The sequence below is a fragment of the Flavobacterium luteolum genome (assembly GCF_027111275.1).
Lineage (GTDB): Bacteria > Bacteroidota > Bacteroidia > Flavobacteriales > Flavobacteriaceae > Flavobacterium > Flavobacterium luteolum.
In genome coordinates, this window is sequence record NZ_CP114286.1 from 912,770 (window position 1) to 928,604 (window position 15,835).

At 33.1% G+C, this 15,835-nt stretch carries 16 protein-coding genes; 10 read left to right on the forward strand and 6 right to left on the reverse strand.

Annotation, left to right across the window (positions count from 1 at the left end; translation table 11 throughout):
• Positions 1-18: 18 nt before the first annotated feature.
• The 3 genes from OZP10_RS03550 to OZP10_RS03560 all read right to left on the reverse strand — a co-directional run bounded on the left by OZP10_RS03550 (position 19) and on the right by OZP10_RS03560 (position 3,644).
• Positions 19-639 carry a hypothetical protein gene (locus OZP10_RS03550; RefSeq protein ID WP_281633557.1) on the reverse strand — a complete coding sequence of 207 codons (621 nt, stop codon included), beginning with the start codon at positions 637-639 and terminating at the stop codon, positions 19-21.
• A 48-nt stretch (positions 640-687) separates the two neighbouring features.
• On the reverse strand, positions 688-1,095 hold the full coding sequence (locus tag OZP10_RS03555; RefSeq protein ID WP_281633558.1) for a DUF2141 domain-containing protein: 408 nt from the start codon (positions 1,093-1,095) through the stop codon (positions 688-690).
• A gap of 383 nt (positions 1,096-1,478) precedes the next feature.
• The gene (locus OZP10_RS03560) at positions 1,479-3,644 is read right to left on the reverse strand and encodes a TonB-dependent receptor (RefSeq protein WP_281633559.1); all 2,166 of its coding nucleotides are present in this window, start codon (positions 3,642-3,644) and stop codon (positions 1,479-1,481) included.
• Between the two features lie 142 nt (positions 3,645-3,786).
• On the opposite strand from OZP10_RS03560, the gene OZP10_RS03565 reads away from it, so the two are divergent.
• From OZP10_RS03565 to OZP10_RS03605, 9 genes are all read left to right on the forward strand, one after another.
• Positions 3,787-4,245, forward strand: a complete 459-nt coding sequence (locus OZP10_RS03565; RefSeq protein ID WP_111378292.1) for a DinB family protein — start codon at positions 3,787-3,789, stop codon at positions 4,243-4,245.
• Positions 4,246-4,257: 12 nt separating this feature from the next.
• Positions 4,258-4,716, forward strand: coding sequence for a YciI family protein (locus OZP10_RS03570; protein WP_281633560.1), 459 nt, complete (start codon positions 4,258-4,260; stop codon positions 4,714-4,716).
• Positions 4,717-4,719: 3 nt separating this feature from the next.
• Complete coding sequence (locus OZP10_RS03575) at positions 4,720-5,295, forward strand: sugar O-acetyltransferase (protein ID WP_177212461.1); 576 nt, start codon at positions 4,720-4,722, stop codon at positions 5,293-5,295.
• On the forward strand, positions 5,295-5,684 hold the full coding sequence (gene gloA2 / locus OZP10_RS03580) for an SMU1112c/YaeR family gloxylase I-like metalloprotein (RefSeq protein WP_111363319.1): 390 nt from the start codon (positions 5,295-5,297) through the stop codon (positions 5,682-5,684). Before OZP10_RS03575 ends, gloA2 begins: the two co-directional genes overlap by 1 nt.
• Positions 5,685-6,059: 375 nt before the next feature.
• The gene (locus OZP10_RS03585; RefSeq protein ID WP_432419406.1) at positions 6,060-7,343 is read left to right on the forward strand and encodes a chloride channel protein; all 1,284 of its coding nucleotides are present in this window, start codon (positions 6,060-6,062) and stop codon (positions 7,341-7,343) included.
• An 84-nt stretch (positions 7,344-7,427) separates the two neighbouring features.
• Positions 7,428-8,027 carry an HPP family protein gene (locus OZP10_RS03590; protein ID WP_281633561.1) on the forward strand — a complete coding sequence of 200 codons (600 nt, stop codon included), beginning with the start codon at positions 7,428-7,430 and terminating at the stop codon, positions 8,025-8,027.
• Between the two features lie 210 nt (positions 8,028-8,237).
• Positions 8,238-8,780: an IS1096 element passenger TnpR family protein gene (locus OZP10_RS03595; RefSeq protein ID WP_281633562.1), complete on the forward strand. Its 543-nt coding sequence runs from the start codon at positions 8,238-8,240 to the stop codon at positions 8,778-8,780.
• A 90-nt stretch (positions 8,781-8,870) separates the two neighbouring features.
• On the forward strand, positions 8,871-9,236 hold the full coding sequence (locus OZP10_RS03600) for a four helix bundle protein (RefSeq protein ID WP_281633563.1): 366 nt from the start codon (positions 8,871-8,873) through the stop codon (positions 9,234-9,236).
• Between the two features lie 38 nt (positions 9,237-9,274).
• Positions 9,275-10,333 carry a nucleoid-associated protein gene (locus OZP10_RS03605; protein WP_035647713.1) on the forward strand — a complete coding sequence of 353 codons (1,059 nt, stop codon included), beginning with the start codon at positions 9,275-9,277 and terminating at the stop codon, positions 10,331-10,333.
• An 89-nt stretch (positions 10,334-10,422) separates the two neighbouring features.
• Here OZP10_RS03605 and OZP10_RS03610 read toward each other — a convergent pair whose 3' ends face one another.
• Both OZP10_RS03610 and OZP10_RS03615 read right to left on the reverse strand, forming a co-directional pair.
• A complete protein-coding gene (locus OZP10_RS03610; RefSeq protein ID WP_281633564.1) occupies positions 10,423-11,004 on the reverse strand; it encodes a TetR/AcrR family transcriptional regulator in 582 nt (193 codons plus the stop codon).
• A 71-nt stretch (positions 11,005-11,075) separates the two neighbouring features.
• A complete protein-coding gene (locus OZP10_RS03615) occupies positions 11,076-11,828 on the reverse strand; it encodes an SDR family oxidoreductase (protein ID WP_281633565.1) in 753 nt (250 codons plus the stop codon).
• 227 nt (positions 11,829-12,055) lie between these two features.
• Here OZP10_RS03615 and OZP10_RS03620 point away from each other — a divergent pair, with 227 nt between their 5' ends.
• Positions 12,056-14,425: a GAF domain-containing protein gene (locus tag OZP10_RS03620; protein ID WP_281633566.1), complete on the forward strand. Its 2,370-nt coding sequence runs from the start codon at positions 12,056-12,058 to the stop codon at positions 14,423-14,425.
• Positions 14,426-14,643: 218 nt separating this feature from the next.
• Here the strand turns inward: OZP10_RS03620 and OZP10_RS03625 are convergent, their stop codons facing one another.
• Positions 14,644-15,822 carry a Pycsar system effector family protein gene (locus OZP10_RS03625; protein ID WP_281633567.1) on the reverse strand — a complete coding sequence of 393 codons (1,179 nt, stop codon included), beginning with the start codon at positions 15,820-15,822 and terminating at the stop codon, positions 14,644-14,646.
• Positions 15,823-15,835 lie beyond the last annotated feature (13 nt).

Sequence of the window (15,835 nt, forward strand, 5' to 3'; positions counted from 1 at the left end):
CATATTTATAATACTGAATTATTTACAAGTTTTTTGAATTTCTAAAGCTCTTTCTAATCCCCATTTTGGAGAATAAGGTGTTGCTGGTTTAAAAGTATTAAAAAGTTCAATAGATTTATCAACTTGCGCGCATAAAGGTTTTGTATCTACTCCTGTCCATTTTGCTCCCCCTATCTGATAATCTGCTTCGCCAAAAACTGCTCTCGGATTATTTGGGTCTAATGCCTTGGCTTTTGCGTAAGCTTCCATCACTTTAGCAGAATATTTCATTCCATTTGTCATCGGGTCTGCTACAACATATCCTGTATAAATTAAGGCTTGCATTACATACAATTCTGAATTGGCTTGGTCTTTTATCAACTCTATATCTAATGCATCTTGTGCTTTGGTCAATAACAAATCGATTTTTGTTTTGTCTTTTTCTGTAAAAACAGCTGTCGCGTTGATCATAGCGATATAATAATTTGGCAAGTAACTGTTTTTTTCTGCCGCAGCAATTCTTTCGAATAAAGCCGAAGCTTCAGCATTTTTTCCTTCTTTCCAAAGTCCGAATGCTTTATTCATTCCTTGTTCAAATTGTGTTTGAGCCGAACTTATTACTGCTATAAATAGTGCAATTAAAGTGATGATTTTTTTCATTTTATAAGTTATTTAATGGTTTGTTTATATGGATTAGTTATTTGTTTATTAGAATATAATTTCAATTTTTGAATCTTTGCTGACATTAAATTTAGCATCTTGATATGATGGAGGCCCCATAAATCCTTTTGCATTGTTTGAAGCTGCATATTCTTCTGATGGAGCTCCCATTGCATTTCTGTCAAGCTTTCCGTTGCTGTTTTCATCATGATAGGTTGAGATTGCATATTCTCCAGCAGGAAGATTATCAAAAGTTACAACCGCTTTATTGTCTTTAATTTCCGAAGCCAAACTTTTGTAAGTTGTTTTAAGGAAAGTTCCGTCTGAATTATATAATCCTACTTTCACGATTCCTGTGTCATTTTTCAAACCTGAAACGGCAACAGTTAATTTCACATTTTGAGCAGACATTAAGCTGCAGATAAATAAAATAGTTATTGTAATAATTTTGGTCATGATTTCTTTTTTTTTTTAAGGTTCTAAGGTTCTGAGTTACTAAGGTTCTAAGTTTTTTTGTTGATGATTAAAACTCTTTTTTTTAGGTTCAAAGGTTCAGAGCTGCAAAGATTCAGAGATTCGTTTTTCTCATTACTAGTATTTAAAAAACTTTGAACCTTTGTCGCCTTGTTTCTTTGTTCCTTTTAAATTACACTTCAAAAGTATGCTGGTTTTTAGTCTTTTAAAATTAAATGATACTGAGTTGTTGATTTTTGATGATGAATTGTTTTTTTAAGTTGCTAAGGTTCTGAGGGGCTATCCCGATAGTTATCGGGACTAAGTTTTTTATGCAAAAACCTTAGCAACTTAGAACCTTAGTAGCTTAGCATCTTAGAACCTTTTTAAAGATTCTTCAATTGATTCTCATTCTTGTTCTGGCTGATCGTCCAAAAGAAACCTACAAAAAAGAATCTGTCTGCTGTTGGCACTACCGCTTGTCTTTGATACACTCCGCTTGCGTCTGGCGTTTTGGCGTAATCGTATCCAAATATATTTTGAGTTCCTAAAACATTCGAAACTGAGAAATAAAGGATCTTTTGTGTCGTTAATAAATATGCCCAGCTAAAGCTTAAACTATTATACGATTTTGTTTTTCCGTTCATAAACTGTGTCTGATTCGGATCGTTGTATGGACGACCTGAGCTGAAACTGTTTGTTAAACTAACCTGAGATTTCCAATCTGTAATAAAATATTTTGCTACAACAGATAAGTTATGATTGGCAATAAAACTTGGAGTCGCCATGTTTGGAAAGTTTTTATATTGTCTTTCTGAATCGATATAAGAATATGAAATCCAATATTCTAGGTTTTTGTGCAAATTGCTGTCTTTCCAAAATAAATCGAATCCTTTTGCATAACCAGATCCATTATTATTAAAAACCGAATTGTACTGAATATCTCTTGTGTCGTATTGCACTAAATTGCTGTAATCTTTATAATAAGCCTCTGCTCTAAGTGTTTGACCTATTCTTGTAAACGTATAATTAAAAATATAATGTCTTGCTTTTTCACTTTCAAACTGATGATATTTAGAAAATTTAATGTAATCTACAACCGGTGTTTGAGAATAATCTCCATAAGCAAACGAGAACTGACTGTTTTTTGAAGCTTTATATCCTAATGAAGCTCTTGGCGCAATATTATTTTCATTTAATAAACTGTTGTTTGAATATCTTAAACCAACTTTTAAGGCTAGTCTTTTAGAAAATAAAATATCACCTTCAGTATACGCTGCAAAAATGTTTGAATCATAACCATTTGTAACATTAAGTGAAATATTATCAGCTACGTTTTCATCGTATTTTGTAATGAAATAATCACTTCCGAAAGACAATTTAAAAAAGTTTGAAAATTTCTTGCTTAATTTCAGCTTCAGCTGAGCGGCATTTTCTTGGTTTTCGATTCCAGTAATATCATATTTCAGTTTGTTTTTGCTGTAACCATAGCTCACTCCAGAAGTAATCTGCCATCCAGTTCCAAAACTTCCTTTGTAAGATGAATTCAAATAGAAGTTATTATTGTTCATGTCAGTTCGAACCGGATTCTCGAAATTGACATTTTTCTGATTCAAATCAAATTTTTCAGAATCAAAAGAAGCATACAGCTTAAATATTCCGTTTGTAAAATTATATCTATAAACCGTCTCACCTCCAAGAGATTGATACGGATTATTCCAATCTACATTTTGCGGAATAACAGCCTGATAAGGTGCCAAATTCACATACATCATATTTACACTCAATGAACTTTTTTTGAATTTCTGTGTATTTCCTAAACTCAAACCAACCGTCATTAATCCGATATCCGTTTTTTCATGATCTTCTTCGTCTTGAGTATTTAAAAGTAAAACACTCGACAAGGCTTCACCATATTCTGCAGAATAACCACCTGTAGAAAAAGCGATTCCGCTAAATAAAAAAGGAGAAAAACGGCTTCTTGTAGGTAAGTTATTTGTAGTTGCGCCATAAGGCTGCGCTACACGAATTCCGTCAACAAAAGTCTGTGTTTCGCTTGCTTCTCCTCCACGAACAAACAAACGTCCGTCTTCACCAACCGTTTGAGTTCCTGGCAAAGTCTGTAAAGCCGCCACTATATTTCCTGCAGAACCTGCTATTGTAACAATATCTAGCGGTTTCAAAACAGAAACTCTCGATTTCTCTCCCGATTCTAAAGTTCCAGCTGTGATAACAACGGCATCCAAAGTATTAATGTTCTCTTTTAATTTTACTATTTGATCTTTATAATTAGCAACATCAATTTCTTGTTTGTAGGTCTCAAAAAGTAGAAAACTTACCACTAAAAATTTATTTCCAGTTTCTGTAGTTTCAAAAGAAAATTCTCCTGTTTCAGAACTTGTTGCTCCGTCGTAAGTTCCGTCAATATAAATATTAGCTCCAGCAACAGGTTTTCCTTTTGGGTCAAGTACTTTTCCAGAAATAGTATTTTGAGCAAAAATTAAAGCTGTAAAAAATAAAAAGCTTATTGTAAAAAATAATTTGGTTTTCATGTCATCTTTGGTTTTTGATGAAGCAAATGTATTTTAACAATTCATGTTAAAAAATATATAATAACCCAATTGTAGATTTTCGAGGATGAGTTGTAAAATACTAATTTGTATCTTAGTAACGTGTTTCTAAAAACTATTAACTATGTCAGAAAGTAAAAGAGTTTCGAATTTATATCAATCCATTTATAATGGAAATCCATGGCTTGAAGTAACCTTAGCAGATACTTTAAAAGATGTAACTGCAGCTCAGGCTTATAAAAAAATCAATCCTAACTTAAACACGATTTGGGAAATTGTCAATCACCTAATACAATGGAGAAGAAACATATTAAAACGTGTTCAAGGAGAAATAATTACAACTCCCGATCATAATTATTTTGTGCCCATTTTAGATTCATCTGAGCCCGCTTGGGAACAATCACTGCAAAGTCTGGCAAAATCTCAGGAATTATGGAGTGCTTGTCTGAGTGATTTTAATGATGAGGATTTCGAGAAAATAGATCTAAACAATAATCACAATTTTTATGAAGATATTCACGGAATCATTCAGCATGACGTGTACCATTTAGGACAGATTGTTATTTTGAAGAAACTGCTTTAAAAATTCATAATCATGAAAAAGCCACTTTTAATTTTTGTTTTTTTAGTAATGAGTGCAATCGGGTTTTCGCAAGAAACCGAAGTTAAATATGATGAAGCTCTAGCCAAATCACTTCATGCCGACGAATACGGAATGAAGAAATATGTTTTTTGTCTTCTAAAATCTGGAAGTAATACAACAGCTTCTAAAGAAGAAACCAAAAAATTATTTGAAGGACACATGGAAAACATTGGCAAATTGGCCAAAGAGGGAAAACTGGTTGTTGCAGGACCTTTCATGAAAAATGATCGAAATTATCGTGGCATTTATATTTTTAATGTAGAAACCGTAGAAGAAGCCAAAGGTCTTGTTGCCACCGATCCGGCAATAAAAGCCAATTTACTCGAAGCCGAATTAACGCCTTGGTACTGCACCGCAGCTTTGCAGGAAATTCCGAAAATGCATGAAAAAATTGCCAAGACGAAAATGTAAAATATGAAAACAGAGAAAGAAAAAATGATTTCTGGCGAATATTACAACGCCTTTGATCCCGAATTAGTAAAAGGACGCCGTGCGGCAAAAAACCTTTTACACAGCTTAAATGTAAAAGAATATAGAGTTACCAAAAAAGCAAAAGAGATTCTAAAAGAATTGATTCCGAATGCTGGAGCTGGTCTTTATATTGAACCACCTTTTCATTGTGATTACGGTTACAATATTTTTGCTGGCGAAAATGTTTATTTTAATGTGAATTGTGTGGTTTTAGACTGTGCGCCAGTAAATATTGGCTCAAATGTATTTATAGCACCAAATGTTCAAATTTATACTGCCTCACATCCGCTTGACGCTGAGTTGAGAAAAACGCTTGAAAACGCATATCCCGTTACAATTGGCGACGATTGCTGGATTGGCGGAAATTCGGTTATCTGCCCAGGCGTAACAATCGGAAAAGGCTGTGTTATTGGAGCTGGATCTGTGGTTACAAAAGATATTCCAGATAATTCGCTTGCTGTTGGAAATCCGGCAAAAGTTATTCGAAAATTAAATCAAGAACCTGAATCAAAAAAATAATGCTTACCCTTAATAAAGTTCATCATATTGCCATTTTATGTTCCGATTACGAAAAATCGAAATATTTCTATACTCAGATTTTGGGTTTAACCATTATTCGTGAAATTTACCGCGAAGAACGTCAATCTTATAAATTGGATTTGGCTTTGAATGGCTCTTATGTTGTGGAGCTATTTTCATTTCCAAATCCGCCACAAAGACCTTCAAGACCAGAAGCTGTTGGTTTAAGACATTTGGCTTTTGAAGTAATTAATCTGGAAGAAACAATTGCTTTTTTAACTTCAAAAAATATAGAATCGGAACCAATCAGAATTGATGAAACTACTGAAAAACGTTTCACTTTTATTGCAGATCCAGATTTGTTGCCGATTGAGTTTTATGAGCGTTAGGCTTTTTTTCTGCCACGAAGGCGCTAAGACGCAAAGTTTGTTTTTATTTAAGACAACAATTAAACAGGCAGTTTGTCATTTCGACGAAGGAGACTCGAGCGATAGCGAACTGGCGAAGCAAATCTCCGCAAGTAACTCCGCAATCAAAATCGCCAATCTTTGTAGAGCTTCTCACGGAGATTTCTCCTTCGTCGAAATGACAAAAAATGAGAGAAATCTTTGCGTCTTAGTGCCTTTGTGGCAAAAAACCACATCGAAAGAATTTTCCTGTTTATATCCATTTTAACACACTAAAATAAAGATTTCCTAGAAAAAACCGAATTTGATGCTTAATTTTGTAATCCGCAGAAAAAAAATGCGATTCTCAAACTTATAATGATGAACAAAACGGCGCAAATCAAAAAAAATCATCAATTAATTAAACTCCGAAAATTAGTTATTGTTTCTATCTTAATTGGCTTTCTTTCTGCCTTTCTCGGAATTTCACTAAAAAAAATAACCGAATATTACGAAGAAATCTTCATTCATGAAGTTTCAGTTCATCCTATTTTTTACATCATATTCCCTGTTTTCGGTTTGTCGGTAATTTATTTTCTTAGACAATATCTTTTTAAGAAAAAAGAAAACAAAGGAATCAAAGAGGTTTTTGAAAGCACTGCATCAAAATCTAAAAATCTGCCTTCTTATAAAATTCCATCTCACTTCATAAACGGATTATTGACCGTTATTTTTGGAGGTTCTACAGGAATTGAAGTTTCTACCGTTGTAGCCACAGCAACTATTGGTTCTGTAGCACACGAAAAAGAAAATGTTTTCCGTCAATACAAAACAGAACTAATCTGTGCGGGAGTTGCGGCGGGAGTTACAGCACTTTTCAGCAGTCCGATTGCAGGAGTTTTATTTGCTTTTGAAGTTATTTCTAGAAAAGTAACGCGAGCATTTATCATTTCAAATTTAATTGCCGTTTCTATCGCTTTTGGTTTACTAACGATTTTAAAAGAAGAACCATTATTTGCAGTTTCCATCACAACATGGAACTTAAAAGCCATTCCGTACTTCATTCTTTTAGGCATTTTAGCGGGAATGAATTCTGTTTATCTGACACGTTGTGTGTTATTCTTTAAATCTCAATTTGGAAAAATCGATACGCATTATTACAAAATCATTTTAGGATCTGCTGTTTTAAGTATTTCATTATTCTTTTTTCCTCAATTGTATGGAGAAGGTTATCATGCAATCAAAGGAATTTTTGGCCCTTCATCTCAGCTTCCGCTAACCATTACTTTGGCTTTAACATTTATCGGAATTTTAATTCTAAAACCAATTGTAACTTCAATTACTCTAGCTTCTGGCGGTGACGGTGGTGTTTTTGCACCAAGTTTATTCATCGGAGCATTTTTAGGATTATTGTTGGCTTCTATCTTAAACAGCTTTTTCCATGTAAATGTAATTCCGGTTAACTTTATGATTATCGGAATGGCAGCTGTTCTTAGTGCAAGCATTCATGCGCCTTTTACAGCTATTTTTCTGGTTTGCGGTTTAACGAATGATTATACTTTGTTTTTTCCGATTCTTGTAGTTTGCTTGATTTCAAAATATACAGCCAAAACAATTTATCCTTACACTGTTTATAGCTATTCGCCAAGTTTAGTTAAATAATTTCAGACTATTACGATCTGAAGATTTAAAAGATACAGCAAAGTATATTTAAAAGCATAACGAGTAAAATATAATACGACAATAATGCCAACTGAAAAAATAAAAAGAAGCTACCGCAAAACACGTTACATTCTTTATAAAGAAACTTTAATCGATTATAAAGAGCATTTTTGGTCCTTTTTAGGTTCGTTTGTCGGAATTGGGATTCTTTCTTATCTCGATGCTTCGCAATTTGCAGGAAGTGATATGCTGTTTTTAATTGGTTCTTTTGGTGCGTCGAGTGTTTTGATTTACGGAATTATACAAAGTCCGTTTTCACAACCAAGAAATTTAATTGGAGGACATCTTATTTCGGCCTTTATAGGAGTTACCGTAAATAAACTAGTACCTGATATTGTATGGATTTCGGCTCCTCTTGCTGTCTCTCTTTCGATTATTTTCATGCAGATTACAAAAACCTTACATCCGCCTGGAGGTGCAACAGCTTTAATTGCAGTTACCGGTTCAGCACAAATAAAGGGCTTAGGATATATGTATGTGATTTCTCCTGTTCTTGTTGGTGTTTTAATTTTATTTGTGACTGCCTTGTTTTTTAATAATATTACTTCAAGCAGAAGTTATCCAAGCCATAGCACTTATCATAAACATTATCATAAAATTAGAAAAAGACTGGCGAGAAAATAATTCTGGCCCTTCTCCTGCAAGGTTTTCAAAACTTTGTAGGCATAAACTTCAGCATTAATAAGACCTACGAGGTTTTGAAAACCTCGCAGGATCATAAAAAATTAAAACACAGAAAAACAAGAGACTAAAATCTTTTCAACAAATCGTAATTCGTGATTCGTATTTCGTTTTTTATATTTTACCTTTGACCTCTCAATAAAAACAAAGATTATGGTTTATAAATTTAGAGTTATTCTAGACGCCGAAGAAGATATTTTTAGAGACATTGCTATTCTTGAGGAAGATACACTTGAAGATTTACACAATGCAATCTTCAATGCTTTTGGCTTTGACGGATCAGAAGTGGCTTCATTTTATACTTGTGATGACACTTGGAATCAGGAAGATGAAATTCCGCTTTTTGATACAGGAGATGTTCCTGGCGAAATGAGAACCATGAACGATTATCCGTTATCTAGTATTTTAGACAAAGAAAATACAAAGATTATCTACGTTTACGATTTCATAAGTATGTGGACATTCTTAGTCGAATTGGCTGCAGTCGAAGATGAAACCGTTGGAGCAACTTACCCTGAAACTTTATTCTCTCACGGTGAAATGCCAGACGAAGCTCACGAAAAAAACTTCGAAGCCGATGACATGCACGACGATATCTACGGAGAATTTGAAGACGACTTAGACGAAGACGATCTTGACATGTTTGAAGGAGACGACAGCTTCGAAGATTATGGATTTGAGGAGAACTGGAATTAATTTGAGGTTCTAAGGTTCTGAGACGCTAAGGTTCTAAGGTTTTAAATTGAAAGATTTTTCTTATTTTTATATTTAATTTAAAAATAAGAAATGAGCAATTTTAGAACTTTATTGGTTTGGCAGAAATCTATGTCCTTGATTACCAAAATTTATTCCTTAACAAACAAATTCCCAAAAGAAGAAGTCTTCGGATTAACTTCACAAATTAGACGCAGTTCAATTTCTATTCCGAGTAATATTGCAGAAGGATTTGGCAGAGAAAGCGATAAAGAACTTTTACGTTTTTTAAACATTTCTGTAGGATCATTATTCGAAATGCAGACTCAGTTAGAAATTGCTAAAAATATATCTTATTTAAAAGAAGACGATTTTAACAAATTATACGAGGACAGTCGCGAAGTAGAAAGAATGTTAGTTTCTTTTATAAAAAAAATAAAAGACAGAACTAAACCTTAGTACCTTAGCATCTTAGAACCTCAGCACCTTAAAAAAATATGATCAACTTATTCAACACCCACATCGACACGCTGTCAATACACCGCGTAGGAAACAAAAGCCGTAACGAAGCAATTTTTTTATCGGAGCAGCCATTTAATTTAAATGACGAGATCGTTCCTTTGATAAAAGAATTCTTTTTTAAGCCTTTTAGAGAAAAAGAAGAAAACTATTATCAGTTTGCACACGAAGTGGACTTGGATTACAACGACATGTTTAAATATGCAACTGAGATTTTCGCTAATCCGTCAAATGTTCATGAGGTTTCTAAAAACATCACGAAGCATTTATTTGAGCAGTCAAATCACCCGCACATTAAAAACGGAGAGGTTTATGTAACGTATTTGACCAACTTAAGCATCGATAATAATGTAGTTGATGCCATCGGTATTTTTAAAAGTGAGTTACAAGCCGACTTTTTACAGTTTGAAGAAAACGGAAGCAACCTTGAAATGATTTTACAGCAAGGAATTAACTTGAGTAAATTGGATAAAGGATGTTTGATTTTCAACTATAAAAAAGAAGAAGGATACAAAATCTTAACTGTAGATAGCAACCGTTACGATGCGCGTTACTGGTTAGAGCACTTTTTATCTGTTGATGCTTTTGAAGATGAAAATTTCATCACAAAAAAATATTTAAAGTTCTGTCAAAACTTCGCAAAAGACGTGGTTTTGCCAGCAGAAGACAAGAAAGAGGAAGTAATGTTTATGAACCGATCTGTGAATTATTTCGCTAAAAATGATCAGTTTGAAGAGCAGAATTTCTTGAATGAAGTACTAGACAATCCTGATTTGATTCCTGAATTTAAAAACTATAAAGTTGATAAAGGAGAAAAATACAGCATCGAAGATGTAACCTCATTCCCTATCGCCAACGCAGCAGTTTCTGACGCTAGAAAATCGATTAAAAACGTAATTAATTTGGATACTCATATTCAGATTAAAATGGATTTTATCAACCCTGAAAGTGCAGAAAAATTTGTTGAAAAAGGCTGGGATGAAGAAAAACAAATGTATTACTACTTAGTTTACTTCAATAAAGAAGAGAAAAGCTAAGAAGTTTTCATTTTCTATTACTTACTTAAAACAGAAAACGGCAATTACGAAAGTAACTGCCGTTTTTTTATTGTCTTAAATTTTTAATGTTATAAAACCGAAAATACTGCTTTTACAATATCATCGTACACTTGTTTATTTCTTTCTCCAGTGCGAGCTAAAACTCTAATTCCTGAGTAATTATTAAAGATAAATCGAGCCAAAACTTTTGCATCCAGCTGTTTGGAAATATGTCCTGCCTCCTGCCCTTTTTTAACAGCATTTGTAAAGACTTCTTCCATAGTTTGGCTGTTGTTTTTTACAATTTTGGCAATTTCCTCATCATGTATCGCTAGTTCTACAGAAGAATTAACCATAAAACAGCCTTTTGTAATTCGATCTTCTAAACTCTCGATCACTGCTTGCTTAAAAATAGCCAGCAAAGTTTCTTTGACATTCTCAGATTTTTCTAAAAGTTCTTTTACCGCATCTTGTGCCTGTTCCTGATAACGTTTTAAGGACTTGGTAAACAATTGCTGTTTATCTCCAAAAGTATCATACAAACTAGAACGGCTTAAACCTAAATGCGTCACCAAATCCTGAGCAGAAGTGCCGTTATAACCTTTGTGCCAAAAAATTTCGATTGCTTTATCCAAAGCCTGATCTTCATTAAATTCTTTCGTTCTAGCCATGACATTCAAATTAAATTCATCTACAAAGATATAAAAATACGGAACAATCGTTCCTGAATTGGTCAAAAAAATTATAGTACGGTATTTACGATAAGCCCGCCGTCAACCACAATTTCAGATCCAGTAATAAATGAAGCATCATCTGAAGCTAAAAAACTAACTGTTTTTGCAACTTCAGCAGCTTGTCCAAAACGTTTTAATAAAATTTTCTCTCCTAAAGCAGAACCTAAACCTTCTACTTCTTCTTTTTCTAAACCAACTTTTCCGTACAATGGTGTTTCAATTGGACCAGGAGAAACCGCATTTACTCTAATTTTTCTTGAAGCCAATTCTACGGCAAAAACTTTATTTAAAGACAATACAGCTGCTTTACTTGCGGCATAAACACTAGAATTAGGCATTCCGACATGAGCGTTTACCGAAGTATTAAAGATAATTGAACCGCCGTCATTTAAAATTGGCAACACTTTTTGAACTGTAAAATACACTCCTTTTACGTTGACATTCATAATACTGTCATAATGATCTTCTGAAGCTGAATCTAGTGGCGCAAAAGCTGCAATTCCAGCGTTCAAGAATAAAATATCAACTTTACCAAATTTTGATTTTACTTCTTCAACTAAATTGTCGATTGATTTTAAATCAGACTGATCAGCTACAATTCCTGTAACATTCAATTCTTTTTCCGCTTTTGCCAAAGCTTCTTTGTTTCTTCCTGTTACAATTACTTTTGCTCCTTTTGCTGTTAAATCTGCTGCGGCTGCATATCCAATTCCGCTGTTTCCACCTGTCACGATTGCTACTTTGTTTTCTAAATTTTTCATTTTATTTATTCTTTAAGTTATTGATTATTCAATTATTATGATACAAAGATATAATAACGGAACGATCGTTCCGTTATTATTATAGTTAATTTTATGTTAAAATATTTAGATCTGTTTCAAACTCTTTATTTATAAAGGAATTAACTATTACACCATAAGTGAAAGAAATTGCAAAATGTGGCTATTTCTTAATATTTGATTAATTTTGTATCCTAAAAACAAAACATATGGAACGTGTTTTACCACATGAAAGTCCTTTCGAAACCATCATCTCTTTTCATAAATTAATTGAATCTTTTGAAGAAATTGCTACATCTGACGTAGATTATCGTTCTAATTACGCCAAAGCTATTTTAAAAGAAGTTGAGTCTTTTCCTGAATTCAGAACTGGAATTCATGATTATAATATCATTAAAAACAACGAAACCTTAATTAAAAACATAGCTGCGGACTTATTTCCTACTGCTCTGACTCACAATGAGATTAAAGCAATTACAATTCCGTTTCAAAACGTATCTTTTAATTATACAGAACGTTTCAAAAAAATCTTGAAAAATGCTGGAGACGAATTTTATATGGAAATTCGTGATTTTAGCGAGCATCAGTTCTACATCAATAACTGCTGTTTAATTTTAAGCAGTTATTACAAACAGCATATCGACTTCAATCAGCCATTTTTCTATGACATTCCAGATGAAAATGGTATTGAAAAGCATTATCGTATTTTATACAATGCTGATTTTATGGAAATTACTCCAACAGAAAACGCTGTTCCGCTAACTCAAGAAGATATTGATCAATTACTTGATAATTATAATGATATCAATTTATGGAAATCTAAATTCCCAAAAGGAAGCTGGATATTAAGAGGTTTCGGTATTGTTTCTTTATTTGATGCCACAACAGAAAGTGCTATTTCAATATTGAAAAGCAGTTTACTAAAACCTGGCCCAAAAACAGTTGCCACAGATCAGGAAGTTTCTAATATTTTTCAGTCGATTTTTAATCTTCCGAATTTAAAAGTCGGATTTATTATTTACAATCCTGAAGAAGAGAAATTTATGCGACCGGCAAAATACGAAAATCAGATGAAGAGCTTTCTGCTTTCTGCCGATCAGGAAGTAGATTGCAAAAATGCTTTTTTTGGCTGTTCTTTCGAAAATTTATTGGACAAAAGAGAACCTTTTGTTATTTCTAATGTCAGCAAGTTTACCGAAGAATCAACAAATAAAAGACTTGGCGAACACTTACTTACACAAGGTATTCAAAGCTGCATTTTTGCTCCGGTAATTAAAAGTGGGCAATTGTTAGGCGTTGTTGAACTGGTTTCTGAAAACCCGAGAGATTTAAACAGTGTCAATGCCACAAAACTAGATTTGGTTCTACCGTATTTAACTGATACTATTGATCGTTATAATACCGATATGCAGCATCAGATTGAAGCGATTATTCAGCGCGAATATACTACGATTCACCCAAGCGTATATTGGAAATTCAAAAGAGAATCTCAGAACTATTTTCAAAATATGAATCATACTAAAGATTATATTTTTAAAGAAATTGTCTTTAAAAATGTATATCCGCTGTACGGACAAATTGATATTAAAGGTTCTTCTGAACATCGTAATGAAACGGTAAAAATTGATTTGAAAAGTCAATTGACTGCTCTTATGGAAATTTTTGATAATCAAGAAGAAAATTCAAACCTAGTTCTTCTAGAGCAAAGAAAATTTGAATTGGAATCGCTTCGAAGCGAATTGGATTATCCACTAAAAGCAGATACAGAACAGCACATTCAGCGTTATATCGAAGAAGAAATTCATCCGATACTGAAAAATACGAAAAGCAATCCTAAATCTGAAAAATTAGAGCAATTATACTTTGACAGTCTAGATGAAAAAACAGGAATGTTCTATCAGGAAAGAAAGAAATTTGACAATGCCATGTCGATTATCAATAAAAGACTAGCAACGGTTTTGGATAAAAAACAAGTTGAGGCGCAGCAGATTTATCCGCATTATTACGAACGTTTTAAAACGGACGGTGTTGAGCATAATTTATATATCGGAGCTTCAATTTCTCCAACAAAACCTTTCGATATTATGTATTTGCACAATCTTCGTTTGTGGCAGCTGCAAACTTTATGCGAAATGGAACTGGAACACCATGAACTTAAGGAATCTCTTCCATACGAACTGGATGTTACTTCTTTAATTCTCGTTTTTAGTTCTGCGCTTTCTATCCGTTTTAGAATGGACGAAAAACGTTTTGATGTAGATGGAACTTACAATGCAAGATATGAAGTTGTTAAAAAACGAATTGACAAATCACATATTAAAGGAACAAACGAAAGAATTACTGAGAAAGAGAAAATCACAATTGTATATTCTCAAAATAGTGAAGAAGCAGAATATTTAAAATATATTAAATATTTACAGCACAAGAAAATTCTTGAACCGTCAATAGAGCAATTTGAAGTTGAAGATCTTCAGGGAGTTTCTGGTTTGAGAGCTATTCGTGTCAAAGTAATCAACAATAGTTCAAACCCAGGAATTAAAAAAATAACTTATCAGGATTTATTAGATGAGCTCAACTAAATAGTTGAGCTTTTTTTCTTTTTTAAACACATAGAAATATAGATTTTGAAACTTAAAAAAGGCGTTTCACTTGCATCAATTCACATAGCTATGTGTGAGAAACTAGTTTCTTTCTTTATTCTTTTTAGATAAGAAAAAACTATGTTTCTATGTGTTTAAAATATTTCTATTAAAAAAAACTTTGTCAAAGTTTGAAACTTTGACAAAGCTCTCCAAATCTAGATGGATTTAAAAGCGATCACAAACGCAATCACTGTTATGATAATTCCGAACATAAAAAAGTTATAGGCAATTCGGAGTAAATTATATTTTCGCTGTAAAACCAATCCGAGATAGTATAAATCTTTGATCATTGTTGAGTACAGATAATCACGATCTTTCATCATTTCGTTCATTGCCCAGTCATAATCTTCGAGAGGCATTTTATAGAAATTTCCAAAAAACATTAAATTCACTTTTTTAGCCTCCACATCGTCTCTCGTAAAAAATCCAGAAGTTACTTTTGGACGTGTAGAAAGAATCGCAAAAATAATCGTAATCACGCTCGACATTAGCATAATAAATGTCGGAACAACCAAATGCGCATTTTTGGGACTATCTAATTTCGGAATAATAGACGATAATGCAATCGAAATGATAATCGCATTAACAGACAATAAAATATTGGCTTTGCTATCTGCAATACCGCTTAAACGGGTATGATTTCCAAGTGTAACACGAAATAAAGTATCAATTCCGCGGTCTGGTTTTTCTGTTTTATCTTTCTTTTTGGATTCTTCTTCTAACGCTTCAGCTGCCTTCAATTCCTGTTTATTTATTTTTTTCTGAATTAATAATAGATTTTTTTCTTTCAAAGGCTGCCATTTTCTCAAGGCATAATCGGTATAGAATCTATGTTTGTTTAATAAGAAATTGAGGTTTTCTCTTGTCCATTCGGCATTAGAAAAACTAACTATTCCAGCATTTTTCAATTCCAAACGCAATAATTCGCAAGTTGTAGTATATTCGGCTCCCATTAAGTGAGCATAATCTGCGTCTCTTATAATTTTTTCAAGATGCGTTTTTGGTTCATATTCTTTAACTGTAGCCAGAATCAAACTTGAAACAAGTGCTATAAACTCTTCCGATTTTCCTTTTTCGCGTAAAAAGTTAGCGGCAATTTCGGTACTTTTCTTTTCATGATTTTCATACCCTTCAATATATCCAGTGTCGTGAAACCATGCCGCCACCAAAAGCGCTTCCTTGTCCTCACCGCTTACATCTTCTTTTTTGCAAAGTTCTTTTACTGCTGTAACAACTGTAAAAGTATGATTAAAATTATGGTAAGAATATAAATTAGAAAGTTTATCTTTGAGTAAATTCCCGACAAAATCCTCGGATTGTTCTATTAGATTCATAAAGAATATTTTT